Here is a 19955-nt window from a genome sequence, read left to right as displayed (position 1 = left end):
CCCCGCATAGCGCAACCACCCACCCCAGCAAAGTGAAGAAGACCAATACACAGCTTGCCGCTGTGCCTCGGGAAAAACGGTGGATCATCTTCTCCGGAAAAAATACTGACAAAACCGAACCGGTCAACCCCATGCCCAGCACTCCCGATGACCTGTGGCACCGAGTGCGCGATGGCATGACCCTGCAAGGGCACTACAATGACCCCCGCATCGCTAAACAGGTCGAGTGGTTCAGCAATAACCAGAGCTATATTGACCGCGTCATGAGCCGCAGCGAGCTGTATCTCTACCATATTGTTGAGGCGCTGGAACACAACAAGCTGCCCCTGGAGTTGACACTGCTGCCGGTGGTTGAAAGCGCCTACGATCCTTTTGCCCACTCTGGCAGCCAGGCATCTGGACTCTGGCAGTTCATCCCGATGACTGGCGATCGATTCGGACTCAAACAGGACTGGTGGTACGACGGACGCCGTGATCCACTGGCGGCAACCGAAGCGGCGATCAGTTACCTGACATACCTGAACAACTATTTTGAAGGCGACTGGTTATTGGCTTTGGCGGCCTACAACAGTGGTGAAGGCACGGTCAGAAGAGCCATTGAGCGCAACAAGCGCGACGGCAAACCAACGGATTTCTGGTCACTGAAATTGCCCCGTGAAACCAGGGCCTATGTACCGCAATTGCTGGCGATATCCCGGGTAGTTGCAGACCCCGCATCCCACGGCATCGTGTTGCCTTCGATTCCGGACTCGCCCTACTTTGAGGTCGTCGATTTACCAGAACAACTCGATCTGGTTAAAGCTGCGGAAATGGCCAGCATTGACAGCGGCACACTGCATAAGCTCAATGCCGGCTACAGCCGCTGGGTCACCCATCCTGAAGGTCCCCACCGGATTGTCCTTCCGGTAGAGAGCATAGAAGGATTCAAACTGGTACTAAACAATACACCAGTCGCTCAGTGGGCACCGATCAAGGAGTATCAAGTCAGGTCCGGAGATACCCTGTCAGGCATTGCGGCTAAACATAGAGTCGGTATTCGTCAGTTACGCGTTCAGAATGGTCTGCAGGGGGATTTACTCAAAATTGGCCAGCGCCTGAAGATTCCCGGTACGGGCCTCGATCACCATCCACAGACGGTCTCTCTAGTCTCATATCGCGTGGAAGCCGGGGATACGCTTTGGCGGATTGCCAGGGAACATGAGGTCAGTGTTCAGGATATCGCAACATGGAGTCAGCTGGATATCAATGCACCCTTAAGGCCTGGACAACTACTTAATGTGAAAGCAGGTTCAGGCTCAGCAACGGCGACAACAAAAGAGAAAAAGGTCAATTATCAGGTTCGCCGGGGCGACTCGCTATACCGCATCGCCAGCAAGTTTGACCTGAAAATTGACGATATTCTGAGCTGGAATAAGCTGAATCCTGAGAATTATCTCAAACCGGGGCAACAGCTGACTTTATTTATTAATCCCTTGCGTATTTGACCCTCTACCGCAAACGCTAATAAAAAAGTGTTCTTATCGTCTGGTGGCGTCGTAGGCTAAATCACTGCGCGGACCTTCACCACCCGAATCGGCCTGGCTTATCTCATCGCATTTATTGGGATCATCCCCACAGATGTCACAGTTGTAGTTTTTTTCACCCAACGCAGCACCAACACCGCCACAGGATCCCTTTAATGGCTTTCTTCCCATCATCACACCAACAGCCATGGCTGCAATGATCAGCATCAGCACCATAAATACCAGCACAAACTCCAACATCATCTAGTCTCCGGACAGATAAGGGGCAAAGGCAGATGAATAGTAGCCTTTAAAAGCATCTCCCTCTTTGACCAACAAATAAACCGCCAGTTTATTTTTTTCAGCCACTTTAAGACTGGCATCAGCACCCAGCACCATAAATCCGGTGGCCAGAGCATCCGCAAAAACTGCCGTTTCAGCAATAATCGTAACAGAAGCCAGTTGATGGTCGAGTGGATAACCGGTGCGCGGGTCTATGGTATGCGAATAGCGCTTGCCGTCTTTTTCAAAATAATTGCGATAATCTCCAGAGGTTGCCACTGCGACGTCTCCGGGAATCAGGACTTTCTGAACCAATCCCCTTTCAAGGGAAGGCGCTTCAATGGCAATACGCCAGGGATCCTTGTTCGCTTTTAAACCGTTTAGGCGAAGCTCACCACCCACCTCAACCAGATAATTGTTAAACCCCTCTCCCTCCAGTAATTCTGCAACAGCATCAACTGCGTAGCCCTTGGCAACCGCAGACATATCCAGCGCAATATCGCTGGATCTAATAATGTTGGCACCATCCGGGGTGATCTGCAGCTTATTGAAACCCACCAATGCCAGTTCAGCGGCTATATCTGCTTCCGAAGGAATCCGGTCGCCTGTGTTATCCGGACCAAACCCCCATAGATTTACCAATGCACCCACGGTGGGATCAAATGCCCCGGACGTCAATTGATGTACTTCCTTGGCAGTTTTCAACACCTTTGACATATCTGACGAAACTGCATAAATCTGATCCACTGGTGCGCGATTCAACAACATCAATTCTGAATCCTGCTGATAGGTCGTGAAGGTCTGGTTCAGACTGTCCAATCTGGATTGAATTCTTTGTCCAAGGCCGTCACTGACTGATTGCTCACCCGGCACCAATTTGATCTGATAGGTAGTGCCCATCGTCCGACCGTCGAACACCAACTGAGACTGTCGATCGCAGGCAGACAACAGAAAAACCATTGCAGCGACAAATAAAAACGAGGCCATAGGCCCCGCTTTTATTTTTAGTCGGTTGATCAAATGATTCATTAACCACCAAAGTCATCAAGAAGGATATTGTCTTTCTCTACACCGAGGTCAACCAACATTTTAATCATCGCGGCATTCATCATGGGTGGACCACACATGTAATACTCACAATCTTCCGGGGCAGGATGGTCCTTTAGATAGTTTTCATAAAGCACCTGGTGAATAAAGCCAGTGAGCCCTTCCCAGTTATCTTCGGGCTGTGGATCCGAAAGGGCCAAATGCCACTCAAAGTTGGGATTTTGCTCAGCCAGTTCGTCATATTCCTCGCTGTAGAAACACTCCTTGAGGCTGCGAGCGCCATACCAGAACGTTATCTTGCGATCAGTTTTTATCCGGCGAAGCTGGTCAAAGATGTGCGAGCGCATGGGCGCCATACCGGCACCACCACCGACAAACACCATTTCCGCATTGGTGTCCTTGGCAAAGAATTCGCCAAATGGGCCGTACACCTTAATTGTATCGCCGGGTTTCAGGCTAAAGGTGTAAGAGGACATCTGACCCGGGGGAATGCCTTTGGATCCGGGCGGTGGTGTCGCACAGCGAATATTGAACTTCACCACACCCCGCTCTTCCGGGTAATTGGCCATGGAGTAGGCGCGGATAACGGTTTCATCCACTTTTGATTCCAGATCGAAAAACCCAAATCGTTCCCAATCCGCCCGGTATTCGGGTTCAATATCAAAATCTTTGTATTTGACATGGTGGGGAGGGCATTCGAGCTGGACATAACCACCGGCTCGGAAGTTGACGTTCTCACCCTCAGGCAAACGCAACGTCAGTTCTTTGATGAAAGTAGCCACATTCGGATTGCTGTCAACCGTGCACTCCCACTGCTTGACCCCAAAGACATCCTCGGGGACCTCTACCCGCATATCCTGTTTAACCGGCGTTTGACAGGAAAGACGCCAGCCCTCTTTAGCTTCACGGCGGGTAAAGTGTGACTCTTCGGTTGGCAGCATGGCACCGCCACCATCGAGGACAATACATTTACATTGGGCGCATGTGCCACCACCACCGCAGGCGGAGGGCAGGAAAAGTCCAGCGTTGGACAGAGTTTGCAAAAGCTTGTTACCAGCAGCTACGGTAATTTTCTTCTCACCATTGATATCAATGGTCACGTCACCGGAACTGACCAACTGTGATCTCGCTGCCAGGATGAAGGCCACCAATGCCAGCACGACAACGGTAAACATGACGACGCCGAGTATGATTTCCAGATTCATTATCTATCCTCTCTTCGCCGATTACAGGGATATGCCGCCGAAGGACATAAAGCCCAACGACATCAGGCCAACCGTGATAAATGTAATGCCCAGGCCACGTAGACCCTCCGGGACATCGCTGTATTTAAGCTTTTCCCGAATGCCTGCCAGGGCCACAATCGCAAGCGCCCAGCCAGTACCGGCACCAAACCCGTATACAGCACTTTCAGCCAGATTATAGTCGCGCTCCACCATGAATAATGCAGCACCCAAAATGGCACAATTCACGGTAATCAATGGCAGGAACACGCCCAATGCGTTGTAGAGGGCCGGAACATACTTGTCCAGAAACATCTCCATAATCTGAACGATGGCGGCAATCACACCAATATAGCTCAGCAAACCCAGAAAGCTCAGGTCTACATTGGCCAACGCCTCAATGCCTGTCCAGGCGAGCGCGCCTTCAGCAAGAAGGGCTGTGTAGATAATATTGTTAACCGGCACGGTGATCGTCAACACCACAATGACCGCTATGCCAAGACCAATAGCGGCTTCGACCTTTTTCGAAATGGCGATAAACGTACACATACCAAGGAAAAAAGCCAGGGCCATATTCTCGATAAATATCGCCCGTATCAGAAGACCCAGATAATGTTCCATTACATCGCCTCCTTGGTGCCACTATTGGCCGAAATTGTAAAGTCCGCCGGTTCTACCTGATCCTTTTTCCTGGCGCGAATCGCCCAGATAATGAAACCGATAATAAAGAAAGCGCTCGGGGGTAAAAGCATCAGACCATTCGGTACATACCAGCCCCCAACGTTGGTAGCGGTCATGATTTCAATACCCATCAGCTTCCCCGTACCCAACAGTTCACGGAAGAACGCCACCACAATCAGAATCATGCTGTAGCCAAGACCATTGCCGATACCATCCAGAAAACTGGAAATCGGTGGGTTTTTCATGGCAAAAGCCTCTGCACGGCCCATCACGATGCAATTGGTAATAATCAACCCCACAAAAACGGACAATTGTTTACTGATATCGTAAGCCACTGCCTTGATTATCTGATCGACAACAATTACCAGTGAGGCAATGATCGTCATCTGCACAATGATACGAATGCTGCCGGGAATGTGATGGCGAAGCATTGAAACAAACAGGTTGGAAAACGCCACTACCACTGTCAATGCAATGCACATAACCAGCGATACTTTCATACTGGATGTCACTGCCAATGCAGAACAGATGCCCAGTATCTGCAGGGCAATAGGGTTGTTATCGAAAATAGGTCTGACAATAATGTCTTTGATTTTCATAGTGATTACGCCTCCCCGGCTTTCAGATTGGAGAGAAATTTACCGAAGCCATTTTTACCCATCCAGAATTCAACGAGGTTATCAACGCCACGTGTTGTCAGGGTAGCACCGGACAAACCATCCACCTGGTAAATTGCCTCCGAGCGGGATTTATCAACAGAGCCCTTGATCACCGTCAGCTGAACGTCCCCATCATCCCCGTAAATTTTCTTGCCTGGCCAGTTGTCTTTCCACAGCGGATTGTCAACTTCACCACCCAGGCCGGGGGTCTCGCCGTGCTCATAAAAGCCCAAACCGGCGACTGTATTGAGATCACCCTCAATGGCGATAAAGCCATAAAGCGTGGACCAGAGGCCGGGACCCCTAATTGGTAACACCACCTTTTCAAGGTCATCACCATCGCGCACCAAATACACGACAGCATATTTTGCGCGGCGGGATATGCCAGCCACATCCTCCTCTTTCGAAAGACTCACCGAAAGCTCCGGGTTCTTCGCCGCTTTGCGCTGATCATATGTGTCTGGAGAAACGTCATCGGTAAACTTACCGGTGTCGATATTCACCATCTTGACCTCGATTTTTTTAAACTGCGCTTCAACACTCATGCCGGGCTCAAGCAATCCGGCAGCAGAAAGAATATTGGATTTCTTATCCCGCGCCTTGTTGGCCTGCTGGGCATCACGCAACAGCACCGCTGCCGACGACACTACCACAGAACAGACCAGACACAACGCGACAGCAACTGTCAGAACTTTACCTATCCGCTCATTACTAGCCACGTGCAAGTCTCCTTTTGATATTGGATTGCACCACAAAGTGGTCGATCAGCGGCGCGAATAGATTGGCGAAGAGTATCGCCAGCATGATGCCCTCCGGGAAAGCCGGATTCACAACACGGATCAACACCGCCATCACACCTATCAATACGCCGTACCACAGTTTTCCCGTGTTGGTCATTGAGGCAGAAACGGGTTCAGTGGCCATAAATATCATGCCGAAAGCGAATCCACCTACCACCATATGCCAGTACCAGGGCATGGCAAACATGGGGTTGGTTTCAGAGCCAATAAAATTAAACAGGGTCGACAACGCAATCATACCGATCATTACGCCGGCAACGATGCGCCAAGAGGCGATTTTGGTAATCAGCAACAGAGCACCCCCGATAAAGATGGCCAGTGTGGAAACCTCACCAACCGAACCATGCAGATTGCCAAGGAACGCATCCAGCCAGGTCATTTGATTCTGTAGTGCCGCCATACCTTCACTGGCGGCGACAGACAGAGCCGTCGCGCCGGTATAGCCATCGACAGCAGTCCATACCGCATCACCGGACATCTCGGCAGGATAGGCAAAATACAGAAAGGCTCGACCGGCGAGTGCCGGGTTGAGAAAGTTTTTGCCGGTACCACCAAAGACTTCCTTGCCAATCACCACACCAAAACTGATACCCAGAGCCACCATCCACAGCGGCATGTCAGGGGGGCAGACAAGGGCGAAAAGGATCGAGGTGACAAAAAACCCTTCGTTGATTTCATGACCCCGAACGGTGGCAAACATAACCTCCCAGAAGCCACCCACAACAAAGGTCACCACATAAATGGGAATGAAGTAAACGGCACCATACCAGAGACAGTCCCAGATGCTGCTCGGATCATGTCCGGCAAACAGGGTGATTAATGGTCCCCGCCAACCTTCTATGGATGTGGCATCCATAGCTGCCAAAATGGTGTTGGCCTGGAAACCGAGGTTGTACATGCCATAAAACATGGCCGGAAAGGCTGCCAGCCAGACGGTGATCATGACACGCTTCAGATCAATGCCGTCGCGGATATGCGAGCCGTTTTTGGTCACTGTCCCCGGGGAGTAGAAAATCGTATCTACCGCCTCATAGAGGGCATACCACTTGTGCAACTTACCGCCATGCTCGAAGTGGGGCTCAATTTTATCGAGATAATTACGCAATATTTTCATTATCAGCCCTCCTTCTCAATGCGGGCCAGATTATCCCGAAGAATCGGACCGTATTCATACTTTCCTACGCAGACATAGGTACAAAGTGCCAAGTCTTCCTCATCCAGCTCCAGACAGCCCAACTTCTGTGCTGTCTCCGTATCCCCGACAATCAGCGCCCGCAATAACTGGGTAGGCAATATATCCAGCGGCATCACTTTCTCATAGTTGCCCAGCGGCACCATCGCCCGCTCACTGCCATTGGTATTGGTCGTGAAATCAAACTTTTTGCTCTTGCTCAGGGATGACAGGTAAATAGGCATCGCTGAGTGCCGGTGGCCACCAAGAGAAAGATAACGGAAAAACTCCCGTTGCCGACCTTCCAGCAAAACCGATACCTGGACATGGTAACGACCCAGGAAATCAAAAGGTCCACTGGCCGCTCTACCGGAAAGCACCGATCCGGAAACCAGTCGATTCTGACCGTCCTTTAGCTCACCGGCAGTCAATTCTGAGAGATTGGCACCCAGTCTTGTGCGAACCAGTCGCGGCCTGGCAACCTGGGGGCCCGCCAGCGATATGACTCTGCGGGTATCGATATGGCCTGTCGTGAACAATGCACCTATCGCCAGTACATCCTGGTAACCCACCGTCCAGACCGTTTTGTGATCACTCACCGGATCGATAAAGTGGATATGGGTGCCGGCGAGTCCGGCGGGGTGCGGCCCAGCAAAGCTGTGCACCTGAACACCGGTAGCGCTTCCACTAATCGGGGAATCACTGGAGGTACAAAGATGCACTGCCCCGTCCGTCAGACGGCTTATCACGGTCAACCCGTTCTCGAAGTCATCTGCGCGTTCGGCAATGACCAGCGCCGGATCCGCCGAGAGCGGATTGGTATCCATCGCAGTGACAAAAATGGAGCTCGGTGACGTCGCAGATGGCGACGGCACTTTTGAATAGGGACGCGTGCGCAGTGACGTCCACAAACCTGAATTGACCAGATTCTCTACCACTGCCGCGCGGTCGAGGTGACTCAACTCATCATTGCTGTACGCTGCAAAGGTTTCTTCTTCATCACCCTCCACATCGATCACCACTGACTGGAGCACTCTCCGCTCACCGCGGTTGATGGCAGTGACCACCCCGGCAGCCGGGGCGGTATAACGGACGCCCTCGGTTTTTTTGTCAGTAAAAAGTAACTGGCCCAGTTTGACCCTGTCGCCTTCTTTGACCTCCATGGTTGGTTTCATACCAACGTAATCAGGGCCAACAACAGCAACAGATTTCACTGTGGGACCATCGTGAATGACTTGCTCGGGCGAGCCCGAAACAGGTAAGTCCAATCCCCGACGGATCTTAATCATAGGTAATGCCTATTACGAAATGTAATTAATTATTGCTCTTCTCGAGCCCCCAAAATGCAGCCGAAAACATCGTGGTCATCCTACGGCAGCACCAGTGCTTTTCGTGCAAGGTGGCTTGCTTGAAGCACACCGACACCGGCAAATAAATCGGCGCGATTATAAAGGCGGAGGCTTCCCATTACCAGTACAGACATTGTGGTAATTGATTCTCGACCAAGCACCCACCACCAACAATTTGTCAGGGCAACAGCTCCCGACTGCAGCGAGAGACACTGCCCGTCAGGCTGTTGGGTACATCGGCCAGGATACGCCAGCCAGATTTTCCAGACATCGCACCACTTGACAGCTATAACCAAACTCATTGTCGTACCAACAATACAGCACAACACTGTCACCACTCACGATCGTCGCCTCTGAATCATAAACACAGGCATGCCGCGAGCCGACAAAGTCGGTCGAGACCGCTTCGGAAGAAATTGTATAGTCAATCTGTTGCTGCAAAGACGAATAGAGTGCGGTTTTTCTCATGTATTCATTGAGCTCTTCTCTGGTTGTCTCACGACCCAGCTGCAAATTGAGAATCGCCATGGATACGTTGGGTGTCGGCACCCGAATCGCATTACCGGTCAACTTGCCGGCCAGCTCCGGCAATGCCTTTGCCACCGCCTTGGCAGCACCTGTCTCGGTAATCACCATATTGAGCGCGGCACTGCGACCCCGACGTGACCCTTTGTGATAGTTATCAATCAGGTTCTGATCGTTCGTGTAGGAATGTACGGTTTCCACATGCCCACGGTCTATGCCGAATTCGTCCATCAGGGCTTTCAGCACGGGCACAATGGCATTGGTGGTACAGGACGCGGCAGAAATTATTTTGGTATCTGCAGTAATCTCATTTTGGTTGATCCCATAAACAATATTCGGAATATTGCCCTTGCCGGGCGCGGTGAGGATCACCTTGCTGGCACCGGGGCATTGCAGGTGCCTGGATAGACCCTCTTCATCACGCCATACACCGGTATTGTCAATCACAATGGCATTGCTGATACCGTAGCGGGTGTAATCTACCTCCGCAGGAGAGTCGGCGTAGATCACCTGAATGGGGTTGCCGTTACACACCAGAATATTTTTATCCTCAATGACCCTGATGGTGCCGTCAAACGCACCGTGAACAGAATCGCGTCGTAGCAGGCTGGCTCGTTTGGCCAAATCATCCGCACTGCCCCCCTTGCGAACCACAATGGCACGCAATCGCAACAGATCACCGCTACCTGTCTTTTCAATCAACAATCTGGCCAGCAACCGGCCGATACGACCAAAACCGTAGAGCACCACATCCTGGGGTTGTGGCAGTGGCTTGCGCACGCAACCAATGTCATCGCCCACCTCCCGTTGCAGGAACGCAGTCAGATTCTCGCCATTACCGGACTCCTGGTATTTGACAGTCAGCTTACCCACGTCGATATGGGCAGGCCCCAAATCCATTTCCGACAACGCCAGAATCAGAGGGAAGGTTTCAAATTCCGAAAGCTCATTCTGTTCAATCTGGCGAACAAAACGATGAACCTTCATCAGATCAATCACTGAACGATTGACCATATTCTTGCCATACATGTAGAGAGAGACGTTATTTTGCCTGTAAAGCTTTCCGATCAGCGGGATCATGGCTTCGGCCAGCGACTCGCGCTCTTTCCAGTCAGCAAAAAAGTCGGCAGGAATGGGGCGATGTTGTTCGGTCACAGGTAAACCTCTCATTTTGTTGGTCTAACACGATGGGCGGCAATCCCATCACGGGTTGGGGCGCTATTATCGGCATTCAGTCTTTTAAGGGCAACAAAGTGCGGTGAATAACCGGTACTGCGGTTCGACGATGGTTGATCTGGATCAGCAAACAGCTATGCGGTCAAAAAACCGGACACCGCAACGGTGATTACTGGCCAGGGAAATTTTCAGAGGGGGATAAATGCCATGCTGGCCACATTCAGGGCAACTGTTTTGATGACTCGCTGGTTTTTTTGGGCAATGATCAAGGCGAGCATATCCTGATGGGCAATCAATTTACCGAACAGGCGCTCGTAACTGAGGTTATAACCCTCCCCCTTGCGACTATTGGTAAGAATCAGGGCCTTGCCCTGTTCGTCCAGGTGCGTTCTGATCCGCCACATGGCAATTTCAATGTTGCGGGCACTGTAATAAAGCTTCTGATAATCAAGCTTGCTGAGCATGAAAAACTCGGTTTTCATGCCGTAGGACTCCCTGATCATGCCCGTCATTCCCACCATCAGGGCAAACACGCGGTCGCCTCTGAATGCCGGGTCCACAGACAGCTGCATAGCATCGATCCCACTGCCGCCCAGCTCAGCAAATTGGGGCTTTCCCGGATGGGTAAAAATCTGTGTGACACGAAGGTCTATCGTCTTGCCGGGGACCTTCTGCAATTCTCGCGGATTCCTCTTATAGAGCTTCACCGTCAGCTCCTTGAGCAACAGCTCGACCTGCTGATAGTGCAGGTCCGCCACCATATCGATATCCGTTTTGGCCAGATCCTGGACCCGGAATGAGGAGCCGCTGCAGCCGGTCATCACCAGCAGATACAGCAAGCAAAAGCCTATCAGCAAACTGCCTCTGAATGGAAAACACGGGTACGGCATATCAATCTCTCTATTGCCCCGCTAAAATAGCATACCTTCAAGGTTAACCCACAGAAGTGCCATTCCAGTATGTCGATTTTGTCACTACCGCCAGCCAACACAGCTGGCGACAAGCGCGTTTGGCAGGATGTAAACGGCGGCAGCGCCCTGGTCATTGCCGAGGCAAGCCAACAAGTGCCGGGGCTGACCGTCGTCATTGCAGACTCGGCAAAAGCAGCAGCTGAGCTGGAATCCGAACTGAAATTCTTCCTCGGCGAAGAGGCCGCTGTACTCCATTTCCCTGACTGGGAAACCCTTCCCTACGATATCTTTTCACCGCATCAGGATATTGTCTCCGAACGGTTGCGCACCCTTTCCCGCTTACCGCAAACCCGTAGCGGTGTCGTGATAGTGCCCGTCGGCACCCTGATGCACCGCTTGCCGCCCGCCGAGTTCGTCAATCAGCGCGCCTTCGATTACCGACGTGGTGACAAGCTGAATCTCGATACAGTGCGCACCCAACTGGAGTCAGCAGGCTATCGCTGTGTTGATACCGTGGCCGAACACGGTGAATACGCTGTTCGGGGCGCTCTGATTGATATCTTCCCGATGGGTGCCACACTGCCCTTTCGTATCGACCTGTTCGACGATGAAATTGAGACGCTTCGCACCTTCGACCCGGACACCCAGCGCACGCTGGAGCAAACCGATCACATACACCTACTGCCCGCACGGGAAGTCCCATTGGACAAACCGGCTATCCGGCGCTTTCAGAACAACTGGCTGTCCCGCTTTGATGTCGATGAGCGACGCTGCCCGGTCTTCAGGGATGTCAGTGAGGGTATTCCACCCCAGGGAATCGAGTATTTTCTGCCTCTGTTTTTTGAAGAAACCGCCACCCTGTTTGATTACCTGCCCGATCACAGCCTTATCTTTACCGAAGGGGCTGTGGAACAGGCCGCCGAAAAATTCTGGCAGGATGCCAGCCAGCGCTACCAGGAATACGGTGTTGATCCAACCAGGCCGCTGCTCCCCCCGGCAGCCTTATTTATCCCGGTCGAAGAACTGTTCGGCCATCTGAAAGAATACCCCTGCACACGAATCAATAGCGAATCCGACCAGCAGAAAAATCATTTTTCCCTGCACATATCCGCTCCACCGCCGGTGGCGATTGATGCCAAGGCAGACAATCCCCTGAAAAAACTTCAGGAACATCTGGCCAACGCGAGACAGCGGGTACTGATCTGCGCGGAATCAGCGGGCCGCCGGGAAACCCTGCTGGAATTGCTCGGCCGCCAGTCTATTCGCCCAGAGGACGTAACCGACTGGGAATCTTTTGCCGAAGGAACACAAGCCCTCGCCATAACCGCCTACCCGCTGACCCGCGGCTTTGTTGTAGCGCCGGCAAATATCAGCCTGATTACCGAGACAGAACTGTTTGGCCAGCAGGTCATGCAACGTCGCCGACGCAACAAAGAGCGCACCGATGCCGACCAGGTCATCAAAAACCTGACTGAACTGAGCGTTGGGGCGCCCGTGGTCCATATCGATCACGGTGTCGGTCGTTACCTGGGATTGCAGACCATCACCGCCAGTGGCGAACCCCAGGAGTTTCTGACGTTATCCTATGCCGATCAGGCAAAACTCTACGTCCCGGTCTCATCGCTGCACTTAATCAGCCGCTACAGTGGTGCGGAAGACAGCCTGGCACCCTTACACCGACTGGGCACAGACCAGTGGCAAAGAGCCAGAGACAAGGCCCTGCGGCAGATTCGCGATACCGCCACCGAGTTGCTGGACATCTATGCGACGCGGGCAGCGCGCAAGGGGTTTGCCTGCCGCGACCCGGCAGCGGACTACCGCGCTTTCTGTGCGGATTTCCCCTTCGAGGAAACGCCCGATCAGCTGGACACCATCGAAGCCGTCAGGCGGGATATGCTGGCTGAGCAGCCCATGGACCGACTTGTCTGTGGGGATGTTGGCTTCGGGAAAACGGAAGTCGCCATGCGCGCCGCCTTTATCGCTGTGGCCAGCGGCAAACAGGTGGTGATGCTGGTGCCGACCACCCTTCTGGCCCATCAACACCTGGAAAACTTTCGCGACCGATTTGCCAACTGGCCAGTCACTATCGAGGAGCTATCGCGATTCCGTTCTGACAAGGAACAACAGGAGGTTCTCCACCGTGCCGGCCTGGGAAAAGTCGATATTCTGATCGGTACTCACAAGCTGCTCCATGCCAAAGTGAATTACAAGAATCTGGGACTGCTCATTATTGATGAGGAGCATCGCTTCGGCGTCCGCCAGAAAGAACAGATCAAGGCTCTGCGAGCCGAAGTGGACATCCTGACACTGACGGCCACTCCCATTCCACGCACCCTGAACATGTCGATGTCAGGCATTCGGGATCTGTCGATTATCGCTACCCCCCCGGCGAGAAGACTCTCGGTAAAATCGTTTGTCCGCCAGAATGATCCCCGAGTGACCCGGGAGGCGATCCTGCGGGAAATTCTGCGTGGCGGGCAGGTCTATTATTTGCACAACGAGGTCAAGAGCATTGGCAAAACGGCGCAGGTGATAGAAGAGCTGGTGCCGGAGGCGCGGGTTAATATCGCACACGGCCAGATGCGCGAGCGGGATCTTGAAAAAGTCATGTCCGACTTTTACCACCAGCGCTTCAATGTGCTGGTATGCTCCACCATCATCGAGACCGGCATCGATATCCCCAGTGCCAACACCATCATCATTGACCGCGCCGACAAACTGGGGCTGGCCCAACTGCACCAATTGCGGGGCCGAGTGGGACGCTCTCACCACCAGGCCTATGCCTATCTGCTCACTCCCGAGCCAAAAACCATGACGGCTGACGCCATCAAGCGACTCGAGGCCATCACCCATGCCGATCACCTGGGATCCGGGTTTACACTGGCCACCCATGATCTGGAAATTCGCGGTGCCGGCGAACTGCTCGGCGAGAATCAAAGTGGACAGATTCAATCGATTGGTTTCACGCTTTACATGGAACTGCTGGATCGTGCTGTTGATGCGCTGCGCAAAGGCAAGGCGGTAGAGTTGAATGTGCCTCTGGCGGAGGACATTGAGATCAACCTGAACCTGCCGGCGCTGATCCCCGAGGATTATTTGCCGGATGTCCACATGCGTCTGATGATGTACAAGCGCATTGCCAACGCCACCACAGAAGATGATTTATGGGAGCTTCAGGTAGAGATGATCGACCGTTTCGGGCTGCTTCCCGATTATCTGAAGACGCTCTTTCAAGTCACATCACTGAAACTTCAGGCCAGACAACTCGGCATCTGCAAGGTAGAAGCCGGCGCAACCGGTGGACGGATTGAATTTGGCAGTGATACCTTGGTGGAACCACTGGTGATTGTACAAATGGTACAAAAAGAGCCCACTGTTTTTCGACTTCAAGGGGCTTCAACCTTGAAATATACTCTACCGATGGAAACGAAAGAACAGCGACTTGAACAGCTACAGACGCTATTGACCCGGCTTACCCCCGCAAACAATGGACATTAAATGAGACCACTCAAAACCGCTGGCATGCCTTTCAACTGTCTGCTGCTATTGGCAGTCACCTTAAGCACAAGCCTCTCCGACCAGACCCGGGCGGATCCAAATGAAGACTGGTATCAGGTTGAGCTGATCGTATTCAGCCAGCAGGATCTTTATCAGGATGAACAACATCCGACCAACATCAGACTGCAATACCCGGAAAACTGGCAACGGCTTGAGAACGATACATCCACATCGGCGGACAACCCCCAACCTGCGGAACAACTGTTGATTCGTCTCGAGAAGGAAGATTTCAGCCTGGGACCCGATGAATACACACTGAACCGCGCCGCAGGCTATCGAGTACTGACCCACATGGCATGGCGCCAACCCGGGCTGGGACAGGCACAGAGCCCCTGGATTATTGTTTCCGGAGGCCATCGCCATGGCAACCACCATGAGCTGGAGGGCAGTATACGGCTGGTAGTGACCCGCTATCTGCACATTCAGGCAGATCTCTGGAAAACCAGTTTTGCCACCACAGCAGGGACTGGCACCGCCTCACCTGGCAATCCGGACCGACCAGACAGTTGGCCACAATTACCGGTAAAACCCTGGCTAGCGGCTCTTCCGGTGCCCGGCGACGCCTCGCCAGCGGCCGCCATCGATACCAGCAGTCCCGTCGATCGACGCCACCCGCCGGTTAAAAAGATCATTGTTCTCAATCAGTCGGAACAGGTGGACCTGAACAAACTGACCTATCTGGATCACCCTGAAATGGGGGTACTGGTTCTGGTAACACGTCATACTTCGGCCGCAGCTGACTGACTTCAGCACTCAAAAATTCTGACGGTGATAAGGCGTGAGCCGGAAAAATGCCATCAGTGCTGTCGGCTCGCCAAGGCCTTGGCCAAAACCTTGCGCACCAGCGGCATATTGTTTGCCATCACCGCCTCCATCTGCCCAAAAGAGATCCGCTCGTCACTCAAGCCAGCCGCCATGTTCACCACCAGCGCCAGACAGGCGTACGGAATCTGCAACTCCCGAGCCAATGCCGCCTCCGGCATACCGGTCATGCCGACGATGTCACAGCCGTCATTCGCCATTCGCGCAATCTCGGCAGCGGTTTCCAGCCTGGGGCCCTGCGTGGCGCCATAAACAGCCTCTGCATGAACCCTTACCTTAGAGGCAGTCCCACAGGCAATAGCCGCCTGCAACAATCTGTCCCGCAGGCTATCGTCATAGGGAAAAGTAAAGTCGATGTGCTGTAATGCCTGATCCGCGCTATCCGAGTAGGTGTGACCCCGCCCGAATGTGTAATCAATAATCTGATCGGGAATAACCAGATCGCCCGGGCCCATTTCACCATTGATACCACCCACCACATTGACGGCATAGATCGCCTTCACTCCCGCCGCACGCAATGCAGCGATATTGGCCCTGTAGTTGACCCGGTGAGGCGGCAGCTGATGATTCACACCATGTCGCGCCAGAAATACAACCTCCGTATTGCCCAGCGTGCCACAACAGAGGGGGGCAGACGGCTCCCCCCAATCTGTGCTGACCTCACGCTGCTCCCGAATGCTCAGATCGGAAAAGCTGTCCAGCCCACTGCCACCGATAATGCCGATACTCATTCGACCTCCGAGGCCTGCAACAATCGCAGCTGGTCGGGAATATGGACAGTGGATGTTGGGAAAGCAATCTCGGCACCGTGACCGGCTACGATGTCGCTTACCTTTAACAGCACATCCTGTTTTACCTCGTGAAAAACCACCCACTTGGTGGTTTTGGTAAACGTATAAACGAAGAAGTTAACCGATGAGGCACCGAAAGAGACAAAATTGACGATCATGGTCTGGTTCTGATCAATTTCCGGATGATCGCACAACATCTGTTTCACGTCGGCCACAATTCCCGCCATTTTATCGACATCCTGGTAGCGAATACCCACCGTCTCGTAGATCCGCCGGTTAAACATACGCGAGGGGTTTTCCACGGCAATACTGTTAAACACCGAGTTCGGAACATAGAGTGGACGCTTGTCAAAGGTGCGAATACGTGTCAGTCGCCAGCCGATATCTTCGACAGTGCCCTCAATCTCCTTATCCGGGGATCGTACCCAGTCCCCCACCTTGAAGGGCTGGTCCAGATAAATCATCAAACCACCAAAGAAATTTGCCAGCAGATCCTTGGCGGCAAAACCCACTGCTAGGCCGCCGATACCACCAAAAGCGAGCAAGCCAGAAATACTGTAGCCAAAAGCCTGCATGGCAATGAGCGTGGCGGTGATGATGACCGAAGCGCGCAGCAATTTGCCAATGGCCTTGACCGTGGTCTCATCCATGGGATCACTGGTATATTCTGGATGCACCAGATTCAGTTCAGCACGCTTAATCAGGTTGAGTAAAAATAGCGCCGCCAGAAAGATAATGACAACCCGGTTAATAGGTGCCAGCAATTCATACCATTCGGATCCGGCCTGCCTGGCGGCGACAGCCGCCGCATAATTAACCCCCAGTATCCAGATGGCCCAGACTGCCGGACGGCGGCAGGCCTCAATCAAGGCGTCATCCCAAAAATTTGACGTCTTGAGCGCCCGCGTTTGCAGAAAGTTCAGTATTCGCGTTGCCAGAAATCCCGCTGTCATGGCTGCCAGAACGATCAGGAAAATCTCGGCGATCAACAGATAGCTTTCCCCGGTGATATTGACTAACCACGCTTCCAGTTGCTGCATGCTATGGATTCCTGTTCACGACTTTTTCAGCAGTTTTGCAAATTTCTGCGAAGTGATCTGCCAGCGTTCGGAGGATCGCAGCGCGTCCCAATCCGGATACTGCCTGGCCGCCATTTTATCTAATCTTCCAGACGGCTTCACAGGGTTTTCAGAAAGAAAATCAAGCACTTCCAAGGCACCCGCACGGTTGTTACAGACCAGCACCATATCACAGCCGGCCTGAAGGGCACGGTCGGCTTTTTCCGGGTAACCACCCACCAGATCCGCCCCTTTCATGGACAGGTCATCACTGAAAATGACCCCCTCAAACTGTAATTCCTCGCGCAGTATTTTCTGTAGCCAGATACGGGAAAACCCCACCGGCACAGATTCAACATCCGGGTAAACGATATGGGCAGGCATAATCGCATCCAGTTCACCGGCAAGTCGGACAAACGGTTGCAAGTCCCGATCTCGCAGTTGCTGGAGAGAGCGGTTGTCATAGGGTGTTTCGTGATGACTGTCGGCGATGACACCACCATGGCCCGGGAAGTGTTTTCCTGTTGCCGCCATGCCGGCCTGATGCATACCGGCAATAAACAAGTGGGCGGCCCGAATGGCTTGCTCCGGATTATCAGCAAACGACCGATCGCCGATCACCGCGCAGTTTTCACGATCCAGATCCAGTACGGGGGCAAAGCTGAAGTCCAGTCCGCAGGCAAGTAATTCAGAGGCCATCAGCCAACCGGCATCCTGAAGCAATGCTTCGCCATCCTCGTCCTTCAACAATAAATCACCCAGTAACTGCATCGGTGGCAAAGAGGTAAATCCATCGCGGAAGCGTTGCACCCGGCCCCCTTCCTGATCGACACAGAGCAACAACTCAGCTCTTGTTGCGCGAATATCTGCCACCAGCTCCACGAGCTGACTGCGGCTGGCAAAGTTTCGGGCAAAAAAGATAATACCGCCCACTGATGGATTGAGAATCAGGGCCCGTTCTTCCGGGGTCAGTACCAGTCCTTCCAGATCGAGCATCAATGGGCCAAGCGTCATGTCTTAAACCTTTGTTAGCAGGGGGCGCAACATAAGAAGGCTGCGGTGACTTGTCAACCTTTTGGCAAATTAGACAAATTTTTCATTTTAAAAACAATCTGTTATGACATTCAGCACTTAAGGAATTTTTATTTCCGAGCAACCAGAGAAATTATCTCTTTCCAGGAAAGGTAGTTACATCGGTTTTTTAAATAGAAGTTCATTAAAAAGCGACTTTCCTCACGGTCACCGGTTGCTCCATCCGTCCGAAACACGCCCGTGAGCCAGTGCACTTTCCCCCCGTTGGTGATACGTTCAATGAACAATGAGGAGGATTAAACCATGGCTTCACAAGTTCCAGTCATCGGCGTCTGGTACGAGGACGCCTCCCAGGATGACATTTTCGAAGTTGTCGCTCTGGATGAGCACAGCGGTTCCATAGAAATCCAGCACGTCGGTGGCGAGGTCAGTGAAATTGACTTCGAAACCTGGCAGCAATTGATACTGCTACCGGCTGAGCAACCCGAGGATTGGCGGGCATCGTACGAACTGAGCAACGAAGACAGCCACTTTCCAGATGACATCTATATCCCTGATAACTGGAATGACCCATTGACGGACATTGATGCCGATACTGTTTACGGACTCGATGATTTTTAGAGTGTCGGTGGTCGTTCCTGATACCCGGGTTATTCAGCGATCTCCTGTGCCTGCAACATGCGAGCATGTTGCAGGATGATCTTTGCCGCACTTTCGGCATCGTCAACCAGACTGAATAAATGTAAATCTCTTTCCGATACACAGCCGTGCGTCAACATCGTCTCTCTCAACCAATCAAGCAGACCCTGCCAGTAACTGGTTCCCAATAGAACAATAGGAAAGGGCCGCACTTTATTGGTCTGAACCAGTGTCAAAGCCTCAAACAATTCGTCCAGGGTGCCATAGCCTCCGGGAAATATGACAAATCCCACCGCATGTTTCACAAACATGAACTTGCGCACGAAAAAGTAGCGGAAATCCAGTGATACGTCTTGAAAGGCATTGTGATTCTGCTCCAACGGCAGGGAAATATTCAAACCCACTGAAGTTGCACCGGTGCCGTAACAGCCCTTGTTCGCTGCCTCCATAATGCCGGGCCCGCCACCGGTGATGATAGGTACACCCTCTTTTCCAAGAATTTCACCCAGTTCTATGGCCTCCTGATAGTAGCGGGAGTCGGGCTGAAGACGCGCACTACCGAACACAGATACCGCGCCACCGAGGCCTGACAGCGACTCAATGCCATCCACCAGTTCAGACTGAATACGCAGGACACGCCACGCTTCAGGGACTTTGATTTCTTCCATAGACTATTTCTCCAATGACCGAAAAAACGCTGTCGCCCTGTGTCAATGATCCACTTCGATC

18 protein-coding genes are annotated in these 19955 nt (G+C 52.6%); 4 read left to right on the top strand and 14 right to left on the bottom strand.

Going from position 1 to position 19955, the window contains the following annotated elements; all coding sequences use genetic code 11:
* Nucleotides 1-62: 62 nt before the first annotated feature.
* Nucleotides 63-1484 carry a LysM peptidoglycan-binding domain-containing protein gene (locus QZ516_RS08060; RefSeq protein WP_297188277.1) on the top strand — a complete coding sequence of 474 codons (1422 nt, stop codon included), beginning with the start codon at nucleotides 63-65 and terminating at the stop codon, nucleotides 1482-1484.
* Between the two features lie 33 nt (nucleotides 1485-1517).
* Here QZ516_RS08060 and nqrM read toward each other — a convergent pair whose 3' ends face one another.
* From nqrM to QZ516_RS08010, 10 genes are all read right to left on the bottom strand, one after another.
* A complete protein-coding gene (nqrM, locus tag QZ516_RS08055) occupies nucleotides 1518-1766 on the bottom strand; it encodes a (Na+)-NQR maturation NqrM (RefSeq protein ID WP_297188275.1) in 249 nt (82 codons plus the stop codon).
* Entirely contained in the window at nucleotides 1767-2771 is a 1005-nt protein-coding gene (locus QZ516_RS08050; protein WP_297188273.1) for an FAD:protein FMN transferase, read from the bottom strand.
* A 41-nt stretch (nucleotides 2772-2812) separates the two neighbouring features.
* The gene (gene nqrF, locus QZ516_RS08045; RefSeq protein WP_297188271.1) at nucleotides 2813-4036 is read right to left on the bottom strand and encodes an NADH:ubiquinone reductase (Na(+)-transporting) subunit F; all 1224 of its coding nucleotides are present in this window, start codon (nucleotides 4034-4036) and stop codon (nucleotides 2813-2815) included.
* A gap of 21 nt (nucleotides 4037-4057) precedes the next feature.
* Complete coding sequence (nqrE, locus tag QZ516_RS08040; RefSeq protein WP_297188269.1) at nucleotides 4058-4675, bottom strand: NADH:ubiquinone reductase (Na(+)-transporting) subunit E; 618 nt, start codon at nucleotides 4673-4675, stop codon at nucleotides 4058-4060.
* Nucleotides 4675-5334 (bottom strand): NADH:ubiquinone reductase (Na(+)-transporting) subunit D, encoded by a 660-nt coding sequence (locus QZ516_RS08035; protein WP_297188267.1) that lies wholly within the window; start codon nucleotides 5332-5334, stop codon nucleotides 4675-4677. The genes nqrE and QZ516_RS08035 overlap by 1 nt, the downstream gene beginning before the upstream one ends.
* 5 nt (nucleotides 5335-5339) lie before the next feature.
* Nucleotides 5340-6113, bottom strand: coding sequence for a Na(+)-translocating NADH-quinone reductase subunit C (locus QZ516_RS08030; protein ID WP_297188265.1), 774 nt, complete (start codon nucleotides 6111-6113; stop codon nucleotides 5340-5342).
* On the bottom strand, nucleotides 6106-7308 hold the full coding sequence (locus tag QZ516_RS08025) for an NADH:ubiquinone reductase (Na(+)-transporting) subunit B (RefSeq protein ID WP_297188263.1): 1203 nt from the start codon (nucleotides 7306-7308) through the stop codon (nucleotides 6106-6108). The genes QZ516_RS08030 and QZ516_RS08025 overlap by 8 nt, the downstream gene beginning before the upstream one ends.
* Nucleotides 7309-7310: 2 nt before the next feature.
* Complete coding sequence (locus QZ516_RS08020; RefSeq protein ID WP_297188260.1) at nucleotides 7311-8654, bottom strand: Na(+)-translocating NADH-quinone reductase subunit A; 1344 nt, start codon at nucleotides 8652-8654, stop codon at nucleotides 7311-7313.
* 279 nt (nucleotides 8655-8933) lie between these two features.
* The gene (locus tag QZ516_RS08015) at nucleotides 8934-10409 is read right to left on the bottom strand and encodes a glyceraldehyde-3-phosphate dehydrogenase (RefSeq protein WP_297188259.1); all 1476 of its coding nucleotides are present in this window, start codon (nucleotides 10407-10409) and stop codon (nucleotides 8934-8936) included.
* Nucleotides 10410-10603: 194 nt separating this feature from the next.
* A complete protein-coding gene (locus QZ516_RS08010) occupies nucleotides 10604-11254 on the bottom strand; it encodes a hypothetical protein (protein ID WP_297188257.1) in 651 nt (216 codons plus the stop codon).
* Between the two features lie 120 nt (nucleotides 11255-11374).
* Between QZ516_RS08010 and mfd the strand changes: the two genes are divergently transcribed.
* Nucleotides 11375-14824 (top strand): transcription-repair coupling factor, encoded by a 3450-nt coding sequence (gene mfd / locus QZ516_RS08005; protein WP_297188255.1) that lies wholly within the window; start codon nucleotides 11375-11377, stop codon nucleotides 14822-14824.
* Nucleotides 14825-15628: a CsiV family protein gene (locus QZ516_RS08000; protein ID WP_297188253.1), complete on the top strand. Its 804-nt coding sequence runs from the start codon at nucleotides 14825-14827 to the stop codon at nucleotides 15626-15628.
* A 53-nt stretch (nucleotides 15629-15681) separates the two neighbouring features.
* On the opposite strand, the gene QZ516_RS07995 is transcribed toward QZ516_RS08000, so the two are convergent.
* From QZ516_RS07995 to nagZ, 3 genes are read right to left on the bottom strand one after another with little or no spacing between them, the layout of a single operon-like run.
* Nucleotides 15682-16437, bottom strand: a complete 756-nt coding sequence (locus QZ516_RS07995; protein ID WP_297188251.1) for an S-methyl-5'-thioinosine phosphorylase — start codon at nucleotides 16435-16437, stop codon at nucleotides 15682-15684.
* Complete coding sequence (locus QZ516_RS07990; RefSeq protein ID WP_297188241.1) at nucleotides 16434-17537, bottom strand: mechanosensitive ion channel family protein; 1104 nt, start codon at nucleotides 17535-17537, stop codon at nucleotides 16434-16436. Before QZ516_RS07990 ends, QZ516_RS07995 begins: the two co-directional genes overlap by 4 nt.
* Before the next feature lie 15 nt (nucleotides 17538-17552).
* Nucleotides 17553-18569: a beta-N-acetylhexosaminidase gene (gene nagZ, locus QZ516_RS07985; protein WP_297188239.1), complete on the bottom strand. Its 1017-nt coding sequence runs from the start codon at nucleotides 18567-18569 to the stop codon at nucleotides 17553-17555.
* A 321-nt stretch (nucleotides 18570-18890) separates the two neighbouring features.
* On the opposite strand from nagZ, the gene QZ516_RS07980 reads away from it, so the two are divergent.
* Nucleotides 18891-19208, top strand: coding sequence for a DUF6763 family protein (locus QZ516_RS07980; protein WP_297188237.1), 318 nt, complete (start codon nucleotides 18891-18893; stop codon nucleotides 19206-19208).
* A 29-nt stretch (nucleotides 19209-19237) separates the two neighbouring features.
* Here the strand turns inward: QZ516_RS07980 and QZ516_RS07975 are convergent, their stop codons facing one another.
* On the bottom strand, nucleotides 19238-19894 hold the full coding sequence (locus tag QZ516_RS07975; protein WP_297188235.1) for a TIGR00730 family Rossman fold protein: 657 nt from the start codon (nucleotides 19892-19894) through the stop codon (nucleotides 19238-19240).
* Between the last annotated feature and the right edge of the window lie 61 nt (nucleotides 19895-19955).

Origin of the sequence: uncultured Porticoccus sp., from assembly GCF_913061305.1 — a bacterium.
In the GTDB taxonomy this organism is placed as follows: Bacteria; Pseudomonadota; Gammaproteobacteria; order Pseudomonadales; family Porticoccaceae; genus Porticoccus.
This window is presented reverse-complemented; position numbering and strand designations above follow the sequence as displayed.

Bases quoted from the DNA above. Each gene is read 5' to 3' on its own strand.
- nqrF (WP_297188271.1), bottom strand. From the start codon at position 4,036: ATGAATCTGGAAATCATACTCGGCGTCGTCATGTTTACCGTTGTCGTG.
- QZ516_RS08000 (WP_297188253.1), top strand. From the start codon at position 14,825: ATGAGACCACTCAAAACCGCTGGCATGCCTTTCAACTGTCTGCTGCTA.
- nqrE (WP_297188269.1), bottom strand. From the start codon at position 4,675: ATGGAACATTATCTGGGTCTTCTGATACGGGCGATATTTATCGAGAAT.
- QZ516_RS08050 (WP_297188273.1), bottom strand. From the start codon at position 2,771: ATGGCCTCGTTTTTATTTGTCGCTGCAATGGTTTTTCTGTTGTCTGCC.
- QZ516_RS07975 (WP_297188235.1), bottom strand. From the start codon at position 19,894: ATGGAAGAAATCAAAGTCCCTGAAGCGTGGCGTGTCCTGCGTATTCAG.
- QZ516_RS08035 (WP_297188267.1), bottom strand. From the start codon at position 5,334: ATGAAAATCAAAGACATTATTGTCAGACCTATTTTCGATAACAACCCT.
- nqrM (WP_297188275.1), bottom strand. From the start codon at position 1,766: ATGATGTTGGAGTTTGTGCTGGTATTTATGGTGCTGATGCTGATCATT.
- QZ516_RS07995 (WP_297188251.1), bottom strand. From the start codon at position 16,437: ATGAGTATCGGCATTATCGGTGGCAGTGGGCTGGACAGCTTTTCCGAT.
- QZ516_RS07990 (WP_297188241.1), bottom strand. From the start codon at position 17,537: ATGCAGCAACTGGAAGCGTGGTTAGTCAATATCACCGGGGAAAGCTAT.
- mfd (WP_297188255.1), top strand. From the start codon at position 11,375: ATGTCGATTTTGTCACTACCGCCAGCCAACACAGCTGGCGACAAGCGC.
- QZ516_RS08015 (WP_297188259.1), bottom strand. From the start codon at position 10,409: ATGAGAGGTTTACCTGTGACCGAACAACATCGCCCCATTCCTGCCGAC.
- nagZ (WP_297188239.1), bottom strand. From the start codon at position 18,569: ATGACGCTTGGCCCATTGATGCTCGATCTGGAAGGACTGGTACTGACC.
- QZ516_RS07980 (WP_297188237.1), top strand. From the start codon at position 18,891: ATGGCTTCACAAGTTCCAGTCATCGGCGTCTGGTACGAGGACGCCTCC.
- QZ516_RS08020 (WP_297188260.1), bottom strand. From the start codon at position 8,654: ATGATTAAGATCCGTCGGGGATTGGACTTACCTGTTTCGGGCTCGCCC.
- QZ516_RS08025 (WP_297188263.1), bottom strand. From the start codon at position 7,308: ATGAAAATATTGCGTAATTATCTCGATAAAATTGAGCCCCACTTCGAG.